This window comes from Hufsiella ginkgonis (assembly GCF_009834915.1).
Classification (GTDB): Bacteria; Bacteroidota; Bacteroidia; order Sphingobacteriales; family Sphingobacteriaceae; genus Hufsiella; species Hufsiella ginkgonis.
This window is the reverse complement of record NZ_WVHS01000003.1, coordinates 179885-196375: the sequence shown is the minus strand read 5'-3', so window position 1 is coordinate 196375 and position 16491 is coordinate 179885. Positions and strand designations below refer to the sequence as shown.

The 16491-nt window shown below is 50.6% G+C and carries 18 protein-coding genes; 13 read left to right on the top strand and 5 right to left on the bottom strand.

Going from position 1 to position 16491, the window contains the following annotated elements; all coding sequences use genetic code 11:
* Positions 1–38 precede the first annotated feature (38 nt).
* Positions 39–581 (top strand): DinB family protein, encoded by a 543-nt coding sequence (locus tag GS398_RS13270; protein WP_160907288.1) that lies wholly within the window; start codon positions 39–41, stop codon positions 579–581.
* Here the strand turns inward: GS398_RS13270 and GS398_RS13265 are convergent.
* Together GS398_RS13265 and GS398_RS13260 are read right to left on the bottom strand one after the other, a co-directional pair.
* Positions 578–1627 carry an agmatine deiminase family protein gene (locus GS398_RS13265; protein WP_160907287.1) on the bottom strand — a complete coding sequence of 350 codons (1050 nt, stop codon included), beginning with the start codon at positions 1625–1627 and terminating at the stop codon, positions 578–580. The genes GS398_RS13270 and GS398_RS13265 overlap by 4 nt on opposite strands.
* Before the next feature lie 4 nt (positions 1628–1631).
* Positions 1632–2105 (bottom strand): free L-methionine (R)-S-oxide reductase MsrC, encoded by a 474-nt coding sequence (locus GS398_RS13260; protein ID WP_160907286.1) that lies wholly within the window; start codon positions 2103–2105, stop codon positions 1632–1634.
* 128 nt (positions 2106–2233) lie between these two features.
* Here GS398_RS13260 and GS398_RS13255 point away from each other — a divergent pair, with 128 nt between their 5' ends.
* The 4 genes from GS398_RS13255 to GS398_RS13240 all read left to right on the top strand — a co-directional run bounded on the left by GS398_RS13255 (position 2234) and on the right by GS398_RS13240 (position 4529).
* Positions 2234–2584, top strand: a complete 351-nt coding sequence (locus tag GS398_RS13255) for a hypothetical protein (RefSeq protein ID WP_160907285.1) — start codon at positions 2234–2236, stop codon at positions 2582–2584.
* A gap of 31 nt (positions 2585–2615) precedes the next feature.
* Positions 2616–3329: a DUF3291 domain-containing protein gene (locus GS398_RS13250; protein ID WP_160907284.1), complete on the top strand. Its 714-nt coding sequence runs from the start codon at positions 2616–2618 to the stop codon at positions 3327–3329.
* 86 nt (positions 3330–3415) lie between these two features.
* A complete protein-coding gene (locus GS398_RS13245) occupies positions 3416–3664 on the top strand; it encodes a hypothetical protein (protein WP_160907283.1) in 249 nt (82 codons plus the stop codon).
* Positions 3665–3977: 313 nt separating this feature from the next.
* On the top strand, positions 3978–4529 hold the full coding sequence (locus GS398_RS13240) for a DUF6580 family putative transport protein (protein ID WP_160907282.1): 552 nt from the start codon (positions 3978–3980) through the stop codon (positions 4527–4529).
* Between the two features lie 4 nt (positions 4530–4533).
* Here the strand turns inward: GS398_RS13240 and GS398_RS13235 are convergent, their stop codons facing one another.
* Entirely contained in the window at positions 4534–5226 is a 693-nt protein-coding gene (locus GS398_RS13235) for an SIR2 family NAD-dependent protein deacylase (protein ID WP_160907281.1), read from the bottom strand.
* A 2-nt stretch (positions 5227–5228) separates the two neighbouring features.
* A complete protein-coding gene (locus GS398_RS13230; protein WP_202406060.1) occupies positions 5229–6332 on the bottom strand; it encodes a PQQ-dependent sugar dehydrogenase in 1104 nt (367 codons plus the stop codon).
* A 171-nt stretch (positions 6333–6503) separates the two neighbouring features.
* Here GS398_RS13230 and GS398_RS13225 point away from each other — a divergent pair, with 171 nt between their 5' ends.
* From GS398_RS13225 to GS398_RS13205, 5 genes are all read left to right on the top strand, one after another.
* Positions 6504–6815, top strand: a complete 312-nt coding sequence (locus tag GS398_RS13225) for a hypothetical protein (protein WP_160907280.1) — start codon at positions 6504–6506, stop codon at positions 6813–6815.
* A gap of 115 nt (positions 6816–6930) precedes the next feature.
* Positions 6931–7455, top strand: coding sequence for an NADH-quinone oxidoreductase subunit A (locus tag GS398_RS13220; protein WP_160907279.1), 525 nt, complete (start codon positions 6931–6933; stop codon positions 7453–7455).
* Positions 7445–7966, top strand: coding sequence for an NADH-quinone oxidoreductase subunit B (locus GS398_RS13215; RefSeq protein ID WP_160907278.1), 522 nt, complete (start codon positions 7445–7447; stop codon positions 7964–7966). Before GS398_RS13220 ends, GS398_RS13215 begins: the two co-directional genes overlap by 11 nt.
* Complete coding sequence (rnr, locus tag GS398_RS13210; RefSeq protein WP_160907277.1) at positions 7959–10094, top strand: ribonuclease R; 2136 nt, start codon at positions 7959–7961, stop codon at positions 10092–10094. Before GS398_RS13215 ends, rnr begins: the two co-directional genes overlap by 8 nt.
* Before the next feature lie 31 nt (positions 10095–10125).
* Positions 10126–11100, top strand: coding sequence for a polyprenyl synthetase family protein (locus GS398_RS13205; protein WP_160907276.1), 975 nt, complete (start codon positions 10126–10128; stop codon positions 11098–11100).
* Between the two features lie 7 nt (positions 11101–11107).
* Here the strand turns inward: GS398_RS13205 and GS398_RS13200 are convergent, their stop codons facing one another.
* Positions 11108–11710, bottom strand: coding sequence for a hypothetical protein (locus GS398_RS13200; protein WP_160907275.1), 603 nt, complete (start codon positions 11708–11710; stop codon positions 11108–11110).
* A gap of 185 nt (positions 11711–11895) precedes the next feature.
* Between GS398_RS13200 and GS398_RS13195 the strand changes: the two genes are divergently transcribed.
* The 3 genes from GS398_RS13195 to GS398_RS13185 all read left to right on the top strand — a co-directional run bounded on the left by GS398_RS13195 (position 11896) and on the right by GS398_RS13185 (position 16491).
* On the top strand, positions 11896–13476 hold the full coding sequence (locus GS398_RS13195) for a peptide chain release factor 3 (protein ID WP_160907274.1): 1581 nt from the start codon (positions 11896–11898) through the stop codon (positions 13474–13476).
* 216 nt (positions 13477–13692) lie between these two features.
* Positions 13693–15990 carry an LruC domain-containing protein gene (locus GS398_RS13190; protein ID WP_160907273.1) on the top strand — a complete coding sequence of 766 codons (2298 nt, stop codon included), beginning with the start codon at positions 13693–13695 and terminating at the stop codon, positions 15988–15990.
* 102 nt (positions 15991–16092) lie between these two features.
* Positions 16093–16491, top strand: coding sequence for a hypothetical protein (locus GS398_RS13185; protein ID WP_160907272.1), 399 nt, complete (start codon positions 16093–16095; stop codon positions 16489–16491).

Below are 16491 nucleotides of genomic sequence, written 5' to 3'. Positions count from 1 at the left end.
GAGCGGCCGGCGTTATATTTGCACTAACCATGTACGTTATGAATCTCCAGGCACAAACGCTAAGCAGGTTTGCTTCGCAGCACAAAACCATTAAAAAATATATCGACAACCTCCCGCCAGAGGCCATTTACAACCGTCTTAATTCGGATAAGTACTCGATCCACGAAACCATCGCCTATCTTACACGCTATCACTATATTTTCCTCGAAAGATTAAAAGGGATCATGAACAGCATTAACCCGTTCTTCGGGATGTATAAGCCGGATGAAGACCCCGAATACCATTTCGCGGTAGCCCGCACCACCGGCTCCCTGCTCCACGAGCTATACCGTATGCGCGATCACATTATGCTCGAGCTGGAAGATATGTCGCCGGAGCAATTCTCAAGAGTGGGCACCCATGCCATTCTCGGCAGGATGGATATTTCCCAGTGGATCGATTTCTTCGTCCTCCATGAGTCGAACCAGTTGTTCCGCATCTTTAAGCTTTCGGGAAGCTTCTGGTCGATGGAGTTTAAAAACTACAGCAACGTGATCTACCTGCCAAGACTTGCCCAGCAGGTAGATGAGCTTGCCGGTTAACGCGGCTCCTGCTGGCTGAGGCAGTGAAAACTGCCTAGTCCCCAGATAATATCAGTAGAATCAAGACCCACCGTTTTGCGGGTAGGAAAGCAGGCCTGGATCAGCTCCAGGGCCTTTTCGTCCTTGTGGCACCGGTAGGTAGGTACGATGACGTGTTTGTTGCTGATGTAAAAGTTGGCATAGGACGCGGGTAGCCGGGTGCCTTCCCAGGTCACCGCATCTGGCATGGGCAGCTCTATGATGTTCAGCTGCTTGCCATTTAAAAGACGCATCTTTTTAAGGGCGCGCAGGTTGTCCTGCAGCAGGGTATAGTTCTCGTCGTTCTTGTCAGTCTCGACCACGGTGAGCACCGTGTCCTCATTTACAAAACGAATGGTGTCGTCAATATGCCCGTCAGTATCGTCGCCTACGATACCCTCATCCACCCATAGCACCTGCTCCATGCCATAATAGTCATACAGGTACCGTTCAACCTGTTGCTGGCTGAGGTAAGGGTTGCGGTTCCCGTTCAGGAGACAACAGGTTGAAGTTAATACCGTGCCTTTGCCGTTAAACTCTACCGATCCGCCTTCCATAATAATGCCCGGGTTAAAAACCGGGAGGCCAAAATGGTTTGCAATGCGGGTAGGGATCACATCGTCCAGGTCGAATGGCGGGTACTTTCCGCCCCATGCGTTAAAGCCCCAGTCTACGATCGCCTTTCTTTCCGCGGCCTGGTTATTTAGCAGGAACGCTGGTCCGTGGTCCCGGCACCAGGCATCGTTGGTGGGATGGAAATAAAACTCCACCTGGCGGAGGTCTGCACGGGCTTTTTCCAGGTGCTGCACGGCGGCGGCCCTCATGGTCTCATCAGCCACATTGATCCGTACTTTTTCGCCTTCAGCCAGCAGCTTTACAAATTCGCCGTACACGGGATATATCGCATCGATCTTGCCGGGCCAGCTCGCCTCCTTATGAGGCCAGCTGAGCCAGGTAGCAACGTGCTCGGCCCATTCGGCAGGGAACCGGTAGCCCAGCTGCCGGGGGGTGCTATTTTCGTGGTTCATATAGTCAGAAAGAAATCATCGTCATTAATTGTTCCAGGAATTGCTGGTCGGTGGTATCGAACTGGTCGTATCGGTCGCTGTCTGCATCCAGCACGCCGATCACTTTACCGCCCCTGGTGACGGGCACTACGATCTCCGATTTAGAAAGCGAGCTGCAGGCGATATGCCCGGGGAACGCTTCTACATCCGGAACGATCAGTGTTTGCGCCTGCGCCCACGCGCTGCCGCAAACGCCCCTCCCTTTGGCGATCCGCGTGCATGCCACCGGTCCCTGGAAAGGGCCCAGCACCAGTTCGTTATTTTTTACCAGGTAAAATCCCACCCAAAAAAACCCGAACTGCTCTTTCAATGCGGCGCAGCAGTTCGCCAGGTTTGCTACCAAATCGTCTTCGCCCTGCATTAACGCCTCAATCTGCGGCAGCAGCGAACGATACTGTTCTTCCTTTGCCGCTTCAACAATCTTTAAGTCTTCAGCCATCGCGCAAAGTTATTACTTTTACGTTATACGTTGGACGTTTTGACGTAGTACGTCCGGTCCCTTAGCTGCCTCAATAAACAAGGGACAGGAACTTCCAGACATCCGACGTAACACGTAAACCAACAGCTATGTTCCGCTTGTTCCTCATTTGCCTTCTTTTAACCGGTTCTTCCGCTTTTGCCCAGTATGGCAAACTGGAACCATTATCGGAAACGGATACCTTACACAAAGTGATGCGCACGCCAAAGGTCACGCTCGAAAAACTGAGTGCCGATAAGAACAAAGAAACGCGGCATCTCGCGTCGCTGATCACCGCCATCGAACGGCAGTTGGAGTTTGCGCGGGCCGGCTACCTGGTTAACCGGACTCCCACCATCAATGTGCAATCGTTTACCAGCAACATCCGGATGCTGGAAAGGAAACAGGTTGAAACCGAAAATTACCTGCAGGAGTTCTTTCTCTATTACCGTGGAAGATAAGCCACCCTAATTAATTGTTTTTCATAAATATATGATCGTATCGTTAACCATTGTCCGCTATCGTACACGCTTTATCCCGGTGGCGTTGCTCGCTATGGCGGTACATCGGTTACCACTATGGCTAGCCCAGAAGTGTACGTTCTGGAAACTGCTGGGCTCCGGCAGGAACGGCACGTTCGACCTTCAACCCGACTGGCGGCAATGGGGGCTGCTTGCGGCCTGGGAAACGCGGGAGGACTACGAAGCCTTTGCCCGATCGTCCTTCGTCCCACGCTGGTGGAACGCTTTTACCACGGAACAATGGACGCTGCTGGCCGAGCCGATCGCCAGCCACGGAAAATGGGACGGCAGGGAGCCTTTTAAAATCACCGGACAATCACAGGTGCCTCCTGCGCCCATTGCGGTGCTTACAAGGGCCACCATACGCCTTAAAAAGCTCCCCAGGTTTTGGCAACATGTAACGCCAGTAGCAAATCTTATGCATAGCGCTCCCGGATACCTCACATCCGTGGGAATAGGGGAGGCACCTTTTTTCAGGCAGGCCACGTTCTCCCTGTGGGAAAATGAAGATGCCGTTGCCGATTTTGCATACCGTTCGCCCGTGCACCGCGAGGTGATCCGCAAAACCCGCGAAGAAGGCTGGTACAGCGAGGAGCTCTTCGCCCGCTTCCGCCCCATCGCCAGCTATGGCACCCTCCATGGATGCGATCCCCTCGCCGGAAAATTAACTAACTTAGCGCCCTAAACCTCAACTGATAACTGATAACTGATAACTGATAACTGACGGCTGACCGCTGAAGCTGATAACTGATAACTTACCCACTGCATCCCATGCGCGTAGTAGCTGAACTCCCTCGTCCCGATTGTAAGATCACCATCTTTTCCATGAACATGAAGTTCATCATCAAATTCGAAAAAGGCGTACTGGAACAAACCTATAAGCTCTCCGAGATCGATATGATGAAGGGACTCGACTCCGTGTTCGAGATCCTGGACGAAGCGTTTATCGCCACGGTAGTGCAACGCTTCGAGGGCATGAGCGCTGATTTCCGCCAGGCTTACCAGCGCCATGAATATTAATCCCTGTGACCTTCCGTGTCATAAGTTAAACATATGCTTAACCGCTGATTACCTGTAAGATATCCTTTTAAGCCAAATATTATTTGGCAAAAAACAGTCCCATACCAGGCGTTTTTTACCCGTGCCGGTCATACGATCCGGCCTACGTGAATAAAGCATCAATATAAAAACCATATTAAACTGGTTAACAGTTGTATATTTTAAAAACAAAATATTATTTGGCGTTTGCTTCCCCGAAAAAACCGGTTGTTTCTCATCCTGCAGGGGAAAAATGAGTTATTTTACCTCTCGAAAAAAAATCCTATTTTTGGGGATGATCAAACAGGAAAATATTTACCGGTTCGTGGTGCTTTGCGCACTGATAGTATTGGCTGCCTATACCCGGGCGTTACCCCGGATAGCTCCCCAGCTTTTCTTATGGAACTTCACCGCGGTAGGCGCATTATGCGTTTTCGCGGGATCTAAATTTGAGAACAAGTTCCTGGCTATGGCAATCCCGATGGCGGTAATGGCGTTGTCAGACCTCTTCCTCGGCAATGGTTTCGACCTCATCGTTTACGCTTCGTTTCTGCTGATGGTGGTATGCGGAATGGTGATCAGCAAACGCACTACCATAACCAGCATCGCAATTGCCTCTATCACCGGTGCTGTGCTTTTCTTCCTCATCACCAACCTTAGCTATGTATACCAGAACACCTGGTATCCACATTCGCTACAGGGCGTAATTGCTTCGTATGTGGCTGGCCTGCCCTTTCTCCGCAATATGATCATCGGGGACGCGATTTACGGTATCGTGCTTTTTGGCGGCCTGTATCTTTTGGAAAAGAAATTCCCGCAGCTGGCGCCGGCGCGCGTTAGACGTTAACGTATTAACGTCCAACCCCCAGCATCCTCTCCACTACCTGCACCACTCCTACCGTCGCCTTGTCCGTTATCACCTCCAGGTTCGCCACCGCGTCTATTTCCCGGAGGTTTGGATCGACCAGGATTTTGGGAACATTCCGTTTAACGTAATTGATAAGACCTGCGGCAGGGTAAACCTGCAGGGAAGTGCCTATCACCATAAAGAGGTCGGCCTGGCTGCAGATCTGCGCCGCTTTTTCGATCATCGGCACCGCTTCCCCAAACCACACCACGTGGGGCCTGAGCTGGGAGCCCAATTCACATAATTCGCCCATTTTTATTTCCCAGCCTTCAATAGGGTAGGTAAGATCCGGGTTTTTATCCGACTGCGACCGGGTGATCACCCCGTGTAAATGCAGGATATCGGAAGAGCCGGCCCGCTCATGCAGGTCATCGATATTCTGCGTAATGATCGTCACGTCGAACCGCTCTTCCAGCTTCACCAATGCCCGGTGCGCGGCATTTGGCTCCGCCTCCAGCACCGTTCTACGCCGCTGGTTATAAAAGTCCTGCACCATCACCGGGTTGCGTGCCCAGGCCTCGGGGGTCGCCACATCATATACATCAAAGCCTTCCCACAGTCCATCGGTATCCCTGAAAGTTTTAAGCCCGCTTTCCGCGGAGATCCCTGCGCCTGTGAGAACGGCAATTCGCTTCATAACTACTCTTTTTTATCGATCACCACCAACTTATCCTTGGACCCGTCACTGGTGATCAAATATACCCTGCCTTCGGGCGAAACACAAACATCCCGCAGCCTTCCGTACGTAGTTTTAAAAAATTCAGTGGCTGAAGTGACCGTGTTGCCGGCGTCATCCAGCTTTAACTGTATCAGGACGTTACCCTTAAGCACCGCCAGCAGCAGCGAATTGCGCCATTGCGGGATACGTGTGTGGTTGTAATAGTCGATCCCCGATGGGGCAATGGTGGGTGTCCACGCAAAAACGGGCTCCTGCACGCCGTTACTGCTGCAAAACGATTGTTCTGCAGTGGTATTGCAGAATCCTTCTACATTAGGCCAGCCAAAGTTTTTTCCTTTGGTGATGATGTTGATCTCATCGTCGGTAGTATTGCCGTGCTCCGAACTGTAAAGACGGTCTTTAACAAACACCAGTCCTTGCGCATTGCGGTGCCCGTAGCTCCAGACAGGGCTTGCCGGGTTTGGGTTATCTGCCGGGATGCTGCCATTTAAATTGATGCGCAGGATCTTCCCCGAGATATTCGACAAATTTTGTGCATTAGGCGAAACAGACGCATCTCCGCTGGTGATAAATAGCTTCTTATCCGGCGAGATCGCCAGGCGGCACCCGTTGTGGATAGTGGAAGCCGCAATGTTATCCAGCAGCACCACCGGGTTGATGAGTGTAGTGCCGTTATAAGTGTACTTAACGATCTTTTCAGTATAAACGCCGTTTTTATCATAATTATAGGCCACAAACACTTCAGGCGTGGTGCTAAAGTCAGGGTGCAACACCATTCCGAGCAAGCCGCCTTCGCCTTCCGATTTCACTTCGCCGATATTGAGCAACGGGGTGAGCGCACCCGTACCCGGATCGGCTTTGCTGATCCTTCCCCCTCTTTCCGTAAGCCAAAGCATATTATCAGGTCCCCAGAGCACCTCCCATGGAAATGTTAAGCTTTGATTAAGCACTTTTGCAGAGAGTTCCACATCCGCCAAATCCTCCGTAGCCGGTTCGCCGGATTTTTTGCACGCGCCTACCCATATCATACCAATACAAGCCAGGCAGATGATTTTCTTGATCATAACCGTTTCGTTTAACTGTACAAAGCAACACGCCGACATCGCATATGTTTCACCGCCTCATCGCCGGATGAAAAACCGCCCTTCACCGGAAGTTTTCCGCGTTTCGCCGACTGCCGCTTGCCCGGGGCGCCACGTCACGATAGTTTTGACCCCATATTAACTCAGCAGCGTATGAATCACTCTACAATTTCAATGGATGCCATCGATTACAAGCACCGGGAAAGTGCCCTGTCCTACCTCAACTACGACATTAACGAGGGATGTTTATCCGTTTTTCTCACTGCCAGCTATCCCTGCGAGGTGACCATCACCTTATATTCTGCCAGTATTTTCTCCGGGATGCGCAAGCAGGTGATCTATAACAAACCAGTGGAAAGCGGCGACCTCTGCATCACTTTCCGCGAGCGGGTACTCTCAGGCTTCGGCGCCAAGTGCATGGTTATGCACGTAAACGGCAAAGTATATTACATGAAACGCATTTAGCAAGCTGACAGCTGATAACTGATAACTGACGGCTGATAACTGACGGCTGACAGCTGATAACTGATAGCTGATAACCGACGTCTCACAACTGCTCACTATTCCGTACCTTTGTTGTATGTCAAATCCCTCCCAGGTAACGGAGTTTGGAAAGATCTTACTTTTCCTGATCACGGGATCGGTATTCGTGCTGATCGCGTTTTTTACTGCACGGTTGCTTTCTCCCCGGAAACCTACCCCCGAAAAGCTGTTGTCGTACGAATGCGGTGAGGAACCGACAGGATCGTCATGGATCCAGTTTAACCCGCGTTTCTACGTAATTGCGCTCGTATTCCTGTTGTTCGACGTCGAGATGGTGTTCATTTTTCCGTGGTCCACTATTTATGCGCAGCAGCCGCTGTTAACCGCCGAGCCGGCCTGGGGATGGTTATGCCTCACCGAAATGATGATCTTCGTAGGGATACTGTTATTAGGCCTGATCTATGTCTGGAAAAAGGGCGACCTGGAATGGGTAAAACCCGCGCCGATAACCCCGGAGGTAAAAACGGGCATTCCTCCAGCTGCGTACGACCGGCTAAACCAGCAAACCTACCAGGTGAGGAAATTTGACGCACCGGTAAAAGAACTAGAGCATGAGCGATAAATTACATCAGGACGGCAGTGTGGTGATCACCCGGCTCGATGACCTGTTAAACTGGGCAAGACTATCTTCTTTATGGCCAATGAGCTTTGGGCTTGCCTGCTGCGCCATCGAGATGATGGGCTCGATGGCCTCCACCTATGATCTGGACCGCTTCGGGGTGTTCCCGCGCCCCTCTCCCAGGCAATCGGACGTGATCATTATCGCCGGGACCGTCACCTTTAAAATGGCTTCTCGTATAAAAAGGCTATATGAGCAGATGCCCGAACCTAAATACGTGATCTCGATGGGCTCCTGCTCCAACTGCGGGGGACCTTACTGGGAACATGGCTACCACGTGGTAAAAGGGGTGGACCGCATCATTCCTGTTGATGTGTACGTGCAGGGCTGTCCCCCGCGGCCGGAAGCGCTGATAGGCGCTATCATCGAGCTGCAAAAGAAAATAGAATCGGAAGTGATCAAAGCCGGCAGCGCCGAAGCAGATCTGCTCCTTAACGACCAACAAAATGTCTAAAAAGAAAACTAACAACATAAAACTTGTTTTAACCCGCCTGATTGGCGATGTGCTTGAAAAATCGGGAAATAAACCCCTTAATTGTAAACAGATCTGCGCACAGCTGAATATTAACGACAGCGAATCACGCGACACCATCCTGCAGATCCTCCAGGAGGAAACCCGCAAAGGGGAGTTCCAGGAGCCCGACAAAGGAAAATTCAGGCTCAAGGAGCTCAAAAACTTTATTACCGGAAAGGTGCAGATGACCGCCGATGGCTCTGCCTTTATCGTACCCGACGACGAATTTGAAGAAGATATCTATGTGGCGCCGCGCAAACTTCTCAACGCGCTCCATGGCGACATTGTGAAAGTATATGCCTTCGGAAAAAGCAAAGGCGGCCGGAAGAAAGAAGGCGAAGTGGTGGAAATCATCACCCGCGCGAAAATGGACTTCACCGGTATCATTAAACTATCGGAACACTTTGCATTCCTCATTCCCGATGACCGGAAGATGCTGCACGACATTTTCATCCCCCGGGAAAACCTGAACGGTGCCCTCGATGGCGAGAAAGCCGTAGCCCATATCATCGACTGGCCGGAAGGTTCTAAAAATCCCATCGGGAAGATCAAACATGCCCTGGGGAAACAGGGAGAGAACAATACCGAGATGAACGCCATTCTCGCCGATTTTGGGTTCCCCCTCGAATTTCCCAAAGAGGTGGAATCCGAAGCGAATGCCATTCCTGAGGAAATATCGCAACAGGAGATATCCCGCAGGCGCGATTTCAGGAACACCCTTACGTTTACCATCGACCCCGCGGATGCCAAGGATTTCGACGATGCCATTTCCTATAAGAAACTGGACAATGGAAACTACGAGATCGGCGTGCATATCGCGGATGTTTCACATTATGTTAAGCCGGGAACGCCGTTGGACGATGAAGCTTTTCAGCGGGGTACTTCGGTATACCTGGTAGACCGCGTAATCCCGATGCTGCCCGAACGCCTGTCGAACGGTGTATGTTCCCTGCGTCCCAATGAAGACAAACTTTGCTTTGCAGCGGTATTTGAAATGGATGAGGAAGCGCACATCATCGGCCAATGGTTCGGCAAAACCGTCATCCATTCGGATAAACGCTTTGCCTACGAAGACGCGCAGGAACTGATCGAACAGCGAACCGGCGAGTATAGCGAAGAGATCCTCACGTTAAATGCGCTGGCTTATAAGCTCCGCGACCGCAAGTTTAAAAACGGGGCCATCAGTTTCGAAAGCACGGAAGTAAAGTTCAAACTGGATCATGCCGGCAAGCCGGTCGGCGTATACGTAAAAGAGCGAAAGGATGCCCATAAGCTGATCGAGGATTTTATGCTGCTCGCCAATCGGCGGGTGGCGGAGTTTATTGCCAAAAAGGGTAAAGGAAAACAAAAGCTTACGTTCGTGTACCGGGCACACGATGCACCCAAACCCGACGCCCTGCTGAACTTCGCCCAGTTCGCCGCAAAATTCGGATACAAGATCAACACCCGCTCAGACCGCGAAGTGGCCAGTTCGTTAAACCACCTGCTGGAAGACGTAGAAGGCAAAAAAGAACAGAACGTACTTACCCAACTGGCCATCCGCTCTATGGCCAAAGCCATTTATACCACCAAGAAGACCAGTCACTACGGGCTTGCGTTCGACTATTACACGCACTTCACCTCCCCCATCCGCCGGTATCCCGATGTAATGGTACACCGGCTGCTCGAACGTTATCTGGCCGATGGAAAATCCGTAGACGAAACTACGTACGAGAAAATGAGCGAGCATTCCTCGCAGATGGAGAAGAAGGCCGCCGACGCGGAACGCGCTTCCGTTAAATACAAACAGGCCGAATACCTGGAAAATAACATCGGGACCCAGTTTGAAGGGATCATCTCCGGCGTTACCGAATGGGGAATGTATGTAGAGATCATCGAAAATAAATGCGAAGGCATGGTGCGGCTCCGCGATATTACCGACGATTTTTATGTGCTCGATGAAAAGAATTATTGCATTATCGGGCAGCGCAAAAAGAAGAAGTACCAGTTAGGCGACACCGTTAAGATCCTGGTAAAAAAAGTGGACCTGGGCAAAAGAATGATCGATTTCACGCTGGTGAACCAATAACTGAACAAGATATTATATTGAACTAGAACCCATGCATCAAATACAGCACCTGCAGCAGCTGGTTAACCAGGCCATCGCGGGCAAGACCTTTAAGGGCGAACCTGCGGAACTTTACGACCCGATCAACTACATCATGTCGCTCGGCGGCAAACGCCTGCGTCCCGTATTGCTCCTGATGGCAACCGACCTTTTTAGCGGAAGCGTATTAAAGGCCCTGGAGCCGGCCGTCGCGATAGAGCTGTTCCATAACTTTACGCTGGTGCACGACGATATTATGGATAAAGCCCCGCTACGTCGCGGCAAGCCCACCGTTCATGCAAAGTGGAACGAAAATGTAGCGATCCTTTCAGGTGACGTGATGCTGGTAGAAGCCTACCGGCTGATGATGAACACCGAAGACCAGGTACTGCGCCAGGTGCTCGACGTCTTTAACGAAACCGCCGCAGGTGTTTGCCGTGGCCAGCAGATCGACATGAACTTTGAACAGGAAGACGGGATCACCATCCCGGAATACCTGGAGATGATCCGGCTTAAAACCGCGGTGCTTCTTGCCGCCAGTCTCCGGATAGGTGCGCTGCTGGGTGGCGCAGCCGCTGACGATGCCGGTAAACTCTACAAATTCGGCGAAAGCCTCGGCATCGCCTTCCAGCTCCAGGATGATATCCTGGATGTTTACGGGGATCCCGAAAAGTTCGGCAAACAAACCGGCGGCGATATTATCGCGAACAAGAAAACCTGGCTTTTACTTAAATCGCGTGAGCTGGCTGAAGGCCTGGACGAGGAAGAATTAAACTACTGGTTTAATGAGAGTGATGCCGGCCCCTCTGAAAAGGTCCGCGCGGTTACCGCTGTTTTCGACAGGCTTGGTATCAGGACCCTGGCAGAAGCGGAGATGAACGACCATGCCGAACACGCGTTGCAGCAACTGGAAGCGATCCCGGTGCCGGCAGAACGGAAAAAGCTATTGCGCGAATTTGCCGAGCAATTGCTGGTGCGGGAAAATTAACGGACTCCTAACAGCAGCTAAAGTAAACCACCACCTTACCCTGTTTCGCCGACCAGGCGATAGAGCTGTTGTTCTCTATACCCGTTGGATAAGTAAACCCAACTAGTCCGGGGTTTGACTGAATTTCGTCCCAATTGGCTTTATTAGCATGTTGTCCGTCAAACCGTTCCCCGGCACCGATCGCGGGTTTACCGAAATTGGCTTCCGCGAAGAACTCTTTGGCCCGGGACGTGATTAACTCTTCCTGCGGACGCTGCGCCGCAGTTTCGTCTACCGGCATACCCATCAGGTACGATGCCGGGAATTTTTGTGAATAAATGACATCGCCGCTGCCGTTGGTAATCTTAAGGGTAGCGGTTCCTTTTACCAGGGACGCGCCGGTAACGGTAAGCTCAAAGTGGTCCGGCGTTTTGGCGCTGCTAAAAAGGTGATCGGCGGTTTGCGTTAATAATACGGCGCCGGTATCTGCCGGCACCGGGCGGGCCGACGCCGTTGCTGTAGAATCTGGCTTCGCACCATGGCTGGTTTTTCCGCCGGTACAGGAAAAAATGGCTAACGCTGCCAGGGTAACGGCGAGGCAGGAGGTCGCTCTTGCTGTTTGCTTATGCATATATTTCCAGGGACTTTGCGGAAATAACGATTAACATTTGCCGTTGTTGGCATTGTGACGAAATTAATTAAAAATAGGCCGAAAAAAACGCAGGCTCTTAAGCTGTTTTCCATTCCTGTAACCACCTCACCGGTTTACCTTGATCCTAATCCTACAATCACTACCTTTGCAGGCTGAAAGAAATTATGGTAAATCCTGAAATAGAAAAAAGAAAAACTTTCGCCATCATCAGTCACCCCGATGCCGGAAAAACTACCCTGACCGAAAAATTCCTGTTGTTCGGCGGCGCCATTAATACCGCCGGTGCCGTAAAGCGCAACAAAGCGAACCAGAGCAACACCTCCGATTTCATGGAAATAGAGAAACAGCGCGGGATTTCCGTAGCCACCTCCGTGATGGGATTTGAATATAAAGGCAAGCGTATAAACATCCTCGATACACCCGGCCACAAGGACTTTGCGGAAGACACCTACCGCACCCTGTCGGCCGTTGACAGCGTGATCCTGGTGGTCGACAGCGTGAAGGGCGTCGAAGAGCAAACCGAGAAACTGATGGAGGTTTGCCGCATGCGCAATACCCCGGTGATCGTTTTCATCAACAAAATGGACCGGGAGGGCAAAGATTCCTTCGACCTGCTCGACGAGATCGAGTCCAAACTGGCCATCAGCGTGTGCCCGCTCTCCTGGCCGATCGGCCAGGGTCATACCTTTAAAGGCGTATACAATATTTATGACAACCAGCTTAACCTGTTCGAGCCTGATAAGTCGAAAGTGACCGAACCGGTGATCAAAGTAAACGACCTTAGCGACGAGCTGCTGAAAGAATTTCTCCAGCCCAAAGAGCTTGGCAAACTAAAGGACGACCTCGAGCTTACTGATGGCATCTATGGTCAGCTGGATAAAGAGATGTATCTCGAGGGCCTGCTGGCTCCAGTGTTCTTCGGCAGCGCTATTAACAATTTCGGGATCCGGGAACTGCTGGATACCTTTATAGATGTGGCCCCCAGCCCCAGGAGCCGTGAGGCGGAGCAGCGCGTGGTGCTCGCCAACGACAAGGCCTTTACCGGCTTCGTGTTTAAGATCCATGCTAACCTCGACCCCAACCATCGCGACCGCATCGCGTTCCTGCGTATCTGTTCGGGCAAGTTCGAGCGCAACAAGTTCTTCTACCACACCCGCCTGAATAAAAAACTGAAGTTCTCGAACCCGATGGACTTTATGGCCAACGAAAAGAGCCTGGTAGAAGAGGCCTGGCCCGGTGACGTGGTAGGATTGTATGACAGCGGCAACTTCAAGATCGGCGATACCCTCACCGAAGGCGAACAACTCCAGTTTAAGGGCATCCCCAGCTTTTCGCCGGAGATCTTTAAAGAAGTAGAAAACCGTGATCCGTTAAAGACCAAGCAGCTCGAAAAAGGCATCCAGCAGCTCACCGAAGAGGGTGTGGCGCAGCTGTTCATCCAGCAGCCAGGTAACCGCAAGATCATCGGTACGGTGGGTGAGCTCCAGTTCGAGGTGATCAGCTTCCGCCTCGAACATGAATATGGCGCCAAATGCGGGTTCCGCATGCTTACCTTTAAAAGGTCCAGCTGGATAACGGCGAAGGATAAAAAAAATCTCCAGGAGATCATGCAGCGCCGCGCGGCAAATATAGGCTACGACAAAGAAGGTAACCCGGTGTTCCTGGCCGATAACGACTGGGCGCTGAACCTGGCAAAACGCGATTTCCCGGAAGTGGAATTCCATAAAACTTCCGAGTTTAGCTAAGTTATGATTCGTTATCGTTTACCCCCTTTCCCAAAGTGTTCCACCATTTTCCCCACTTTCCAGGCCTCTTTTTAGATCATCCGGCAACAAATTCCCCATTCTATAAATCTAATAGCGCCTTTTTACGTAAATAAGGCACATTGTAACGATTGGCATACAAGTTGAATTGAATGAATAGATTTGTATATAATTATGTTCCCATTAACTATTACTATTATGAAAAGAATTTACGCGGTACTCCTGGTCATTGCCGTAGTTGCTTTCGGATCCTGTAAAAAGAACAACGGTCCCGAAATCATTGAAGAAAACAGCTTTAACAACCTGGTCGTACCAACAGGGTTTACCTGGAAAATGTCGCGCGAAGTACAATTTAATATCACACTGACTGACACCCGTTTTAACGGCATGGCTAGTGTGATCTCTATTTATAACGCTGACCCGGGAACTGGCGGCGTTCTTTTGTCCAGGGGTGTCGCTTATGCCAACACACCTTTCAAAAACAAAATTGATCTGGCTGATGTGATCACCGAAGTATACGTGGTGAAAACAGCTCCTGACAATTCTCAGTACGCGATAAAAGTTCCTGTTACCAGTGCGTTGGTCAATGTGGCCATGGGCGAAAATAGTGGTGTTGTCTCTTCTAAAAACAGCAATCCTGCTATCAGCAGCACCGGGAAGGCAACTGTTTCTACTGAACCGACGAGCTGGCCGTCATGTTCGACTACGATCACAACAAGCACCAACAATGTTAGTGTAAATAGCGGCCAGGTTTTGTGTATCAACGGTAGCAATATAACCGTTGGTTTTGCATCGGTAAACGGAACGATTCTGGTTAGCGGCACAAACGTGACACTTTCTAACGTAACCATGAGCAGCAGCACCGCGAAGCTCCTTATTAAAAGTACTGCATCTGTGATCGTGGGCTCCAGCCTGCAGGTAAATAACGGTGCCACTTTTAATAATTATGGAACGATAACTACCGGTGCATTCTCTGTGAGCGGTCCTTTTATCAATGAAGGAACTATCAACTCAAGCGGCACTTTAACCCTTTCAAGCGGTACCGCTACTAATTCAGGAACCATCAACTCGACTACGTTAACCACCGGTACAACCTTTACTAACTCGGGAACGATTAACTTATCGGCAGGTAATTATGACGTAAACAGCGGCTCGGCAATTACCAACACCAGCACCGGAGTTATCAACGTTAACGCCGGTAAAATGGTAGTGGGCGGCACTTCATTTGTTAACAGCGGTAAGATCATTATCTCCGGCAACCTGGAAGTGAATGCTCCATTCACCAATAGCTGCTACCTATGGACTAAAACAAACTATTTACAGAGCTCCGGTTCAGCAATGATCAATCAAAATGGAGCGCTTATCCGGGTAGATGGTACTTCTTACATCAACCAGGCAGGTATTACCATGTCAGGTGCTTCAATGCTGCATACGGCTACGCTCGTGATGGACAACGTGACCATCACCGGTGCCACATCAAGCAGCACATCATTTGTTAAGGTTACTTCTGCTACGACCGTTCAAAATAGCCCTAAGTTTTCCGGAACGGTACAGGTATGTAATCCTGTTCAGCTTACTGCTTCTATATTTATCAACGGTGCAGGTCAAAGCTGTACTACCACCATTCCGGTAACTACCTGTAACCCGGTTGGGAACGTAACCGTAGTTGATACAGACGGCGACGGTGTAGCTGATGGCTCAGACGCAGCGCCTACCGATCCGACTATTGCGATCAGCACTCCCGGAAAATCCGGCACCCTGGCTTTTGAAGATAAATGGCCTTTAAAAGGTGACTATGACATGAACGACGTCGTTATCAGCTACAATTATACACTGTGGGCCAGCGCACAAAGCGTAGTGAGAAAGATCACTGCAGTATACACGCTGAGAGCCACAGGAGGTGAATTCCTTAACGGATTCGGTGTCGAATTCCCTGTGTTGAGATCAGCGGTTGGAACGCTTACCGGCGGAACGCTTGAAGTGGGCAGAACCAACGCCGTAGTGATCCTGTTCAACAGCATGCGTGATGAGCAGGCTACCTGGAACACCCGCTCTACCGAGCCTGCTTCAGCAGTGAAGACTTATAACGTAGAGTTCACCCTGCCATCCAATACAGTCGTGCTAAATTCGTTCCCACAAACGGAATATAATCCGTTTATCTGGAATGGTACCAATGGTTACGGCCGTGCTTACGAAATACACTTGCCCGGACATACACCTACCGCGCCGACACTCGCAGGTACGTCTACATTGTTCGGTACCGGCAATGACAACACCAGCGCTGCCAACTCACGTTACTACGTAACCAGCACCGGCTTACCCTGGGCGATCGATATCCCCACTACTACCTTCTCTTATCCTAAAGAAGGCATAGATATCGTGAACACCTATCTTCGCCTGGATGATTGGGTTTCTTCAACCACCACTCCCAAGGCGTATGCCGACTGGTACAGTAACACAGGTACCGGTTATAGAAATACCGCGAACATATATTAATACAAATCAAGTTAGCGTTCTCAAAAAGCTACCGGCAACGGTAGCTTTTTTGTTTTGAACAAATCGTAACGGCAGCTGTTGTTCAACAGATTACGTACCGCTATGAAAACCCTTCCATTTTACATCTTGCTGCTTCCCGTTTTACTGTCGGCCTGCGGCAGAACGCCTAAGACACTTGCTACCGTAGAGATCGGCATGAGCAAGCCCGGCGTTACCGCCATTGTTGGTGAGCCCAAACAGCGTAACACCATTCAAAATACCGAGATCTGGGATTACCCCGATTCTGGCCGTACCATCGTTTTCCGCAAGGATACCGTGTATACCATCCTCACCTCCCCCGGCGCACGCGCCGATTCTGTGGCGAAGTGGGTGTCGAAAACCGGCGATAAGCTCAATAAAGCCGATGATAAGGTTGCCAAAGGAATAGAGAAGATCGGCGATAAGATCAACGATGCCGGTAAAAAGATCAGCGATAAGCTGAAAGACAAAGGCAAGAATTAA

Bases quoted from the DNA above. Each gene is read 5' to 3' on its own strand.
- GS398_RS13230 (WP_202406060.1), bottom strand. From the start codon at position 6,332: ATGATCAAGAAAATCATCTGCCTGGCTTGTATTGGTATGATATGGGTA.
- GS398_RS13225 (WP_160907280.1), top strand. From the start codon at position 6,504: ATGAATCACTCTACAATTTCAATGGATGCCATCGATTACAAGCACCGG.
- GS398_RS13185 (WP_160907272.1), top strand. From the start codon at position 16,093: ATGAAAACCCTTCCATTTTACATCTTGCTGCTTCCCGTTTTACTGTCG.
- GS398_RS13200 (WP_160907275.1), bottom strand. From the start codon at position 11,710: ATGCATAAGCAAACAGCAAGAGCGACCTCCTGCCTCGCCGTTACCCTG.
- GS398_RS13220 (WP_160907279.1), top strand. From the start codon at position 6,931: ATGTCAAATCCCTCCCAGGTAACGGAGTTTGGAAAGATCTTACTTTTC.
- GS398_RS13205 (WP_160907276.1), top strand. From the start codon at position 10,126: ATGCATCAAATACAGCACCTGCAGCAGCTGGTTAACCAGGCCATCGCG.
- GS398_RS13260 (WP_160907286.1), bottom strand. From the start codon at position 2,105: ATGGCTGAAGACTTAAAGATTGTTGAAGCGGCAAAGGAAGAACAGTAT.
- GS398_RS13240 (WP_160907282.1), top strand. From the start codon at position 3,978: ATGATCAAACAGGAAAATATTTACCGGTTCGTGGTGCTTTGCGCACTG.
- GS398_RS13235 (WP_160907281.1), bottom strand. From the start codon at position 5,226: ATGAAGCGAATTGCCGTTCTCACAGGCGCAGGGATCTCCGCGGAAAGC.
- GS398_RS13245 (WP_160907283.1), top strand. From the start codon at position 3,416: ATGCGCGTAGTAGCTGAACTCCCTCGTCCCGATTGTAAGATCACCATC.
- GS398_RS13255 (WP_160907285.1), top strand. From the start codon at position 2,234: ATGTTCCGCTTGTTCCTCATTTGCCTTCTTTTAACCGGTTCTTCCGCT.
- GS398_RS13190 (WP_160907273.1), top strand. From the start codon at position 13,693: ATGAAAAGAATTTACGCGGTACTCCTGGTCATTGCCGTAGTTGCTTTC.
- GS398_RS13265 (WP_160907287.1), bottom strand. From the start codon at position 1,627: ATGAACCACGAAAATAGCACCCCCCGGCAGCTGGGCTACCGGTTCCCT.
- GS398_RS13215 (WP_160907278.1), top strand. From the start codon at position 7,445: ATGAGCGATAAATTACATCAGGACGGCAGTGTGGTGATCACCCGGCTC.
- GS398_RS13270 (WP_160907288.1), top strand. From the start codon at position 39: ATGAATCTCCAGGCACAAACGCTAAGCAGGTTTGCTTCGCAGCACAAA.
- GS398_RS13195 (WP_160907274.1), top strand. From the start codon at position 11,896: ATGGTAAATCCTGAAATAGAAAAAAGAAAAACTTTCGCCATCATCAGT.
- GS398_RS13250 (WP_160907284.1), top strand. From the start codon at position 2,616: ATGATCGTATCGTTAACCATTGTCCGCTATCGTACACGCTTTATCCCG.
- rnr (WP_160907277.1), top strand. From the start codon at position 7,959: ATGTCTAAAAAGAAAACTAACAACATAAAACTTGTTTTAACCCGCCTG.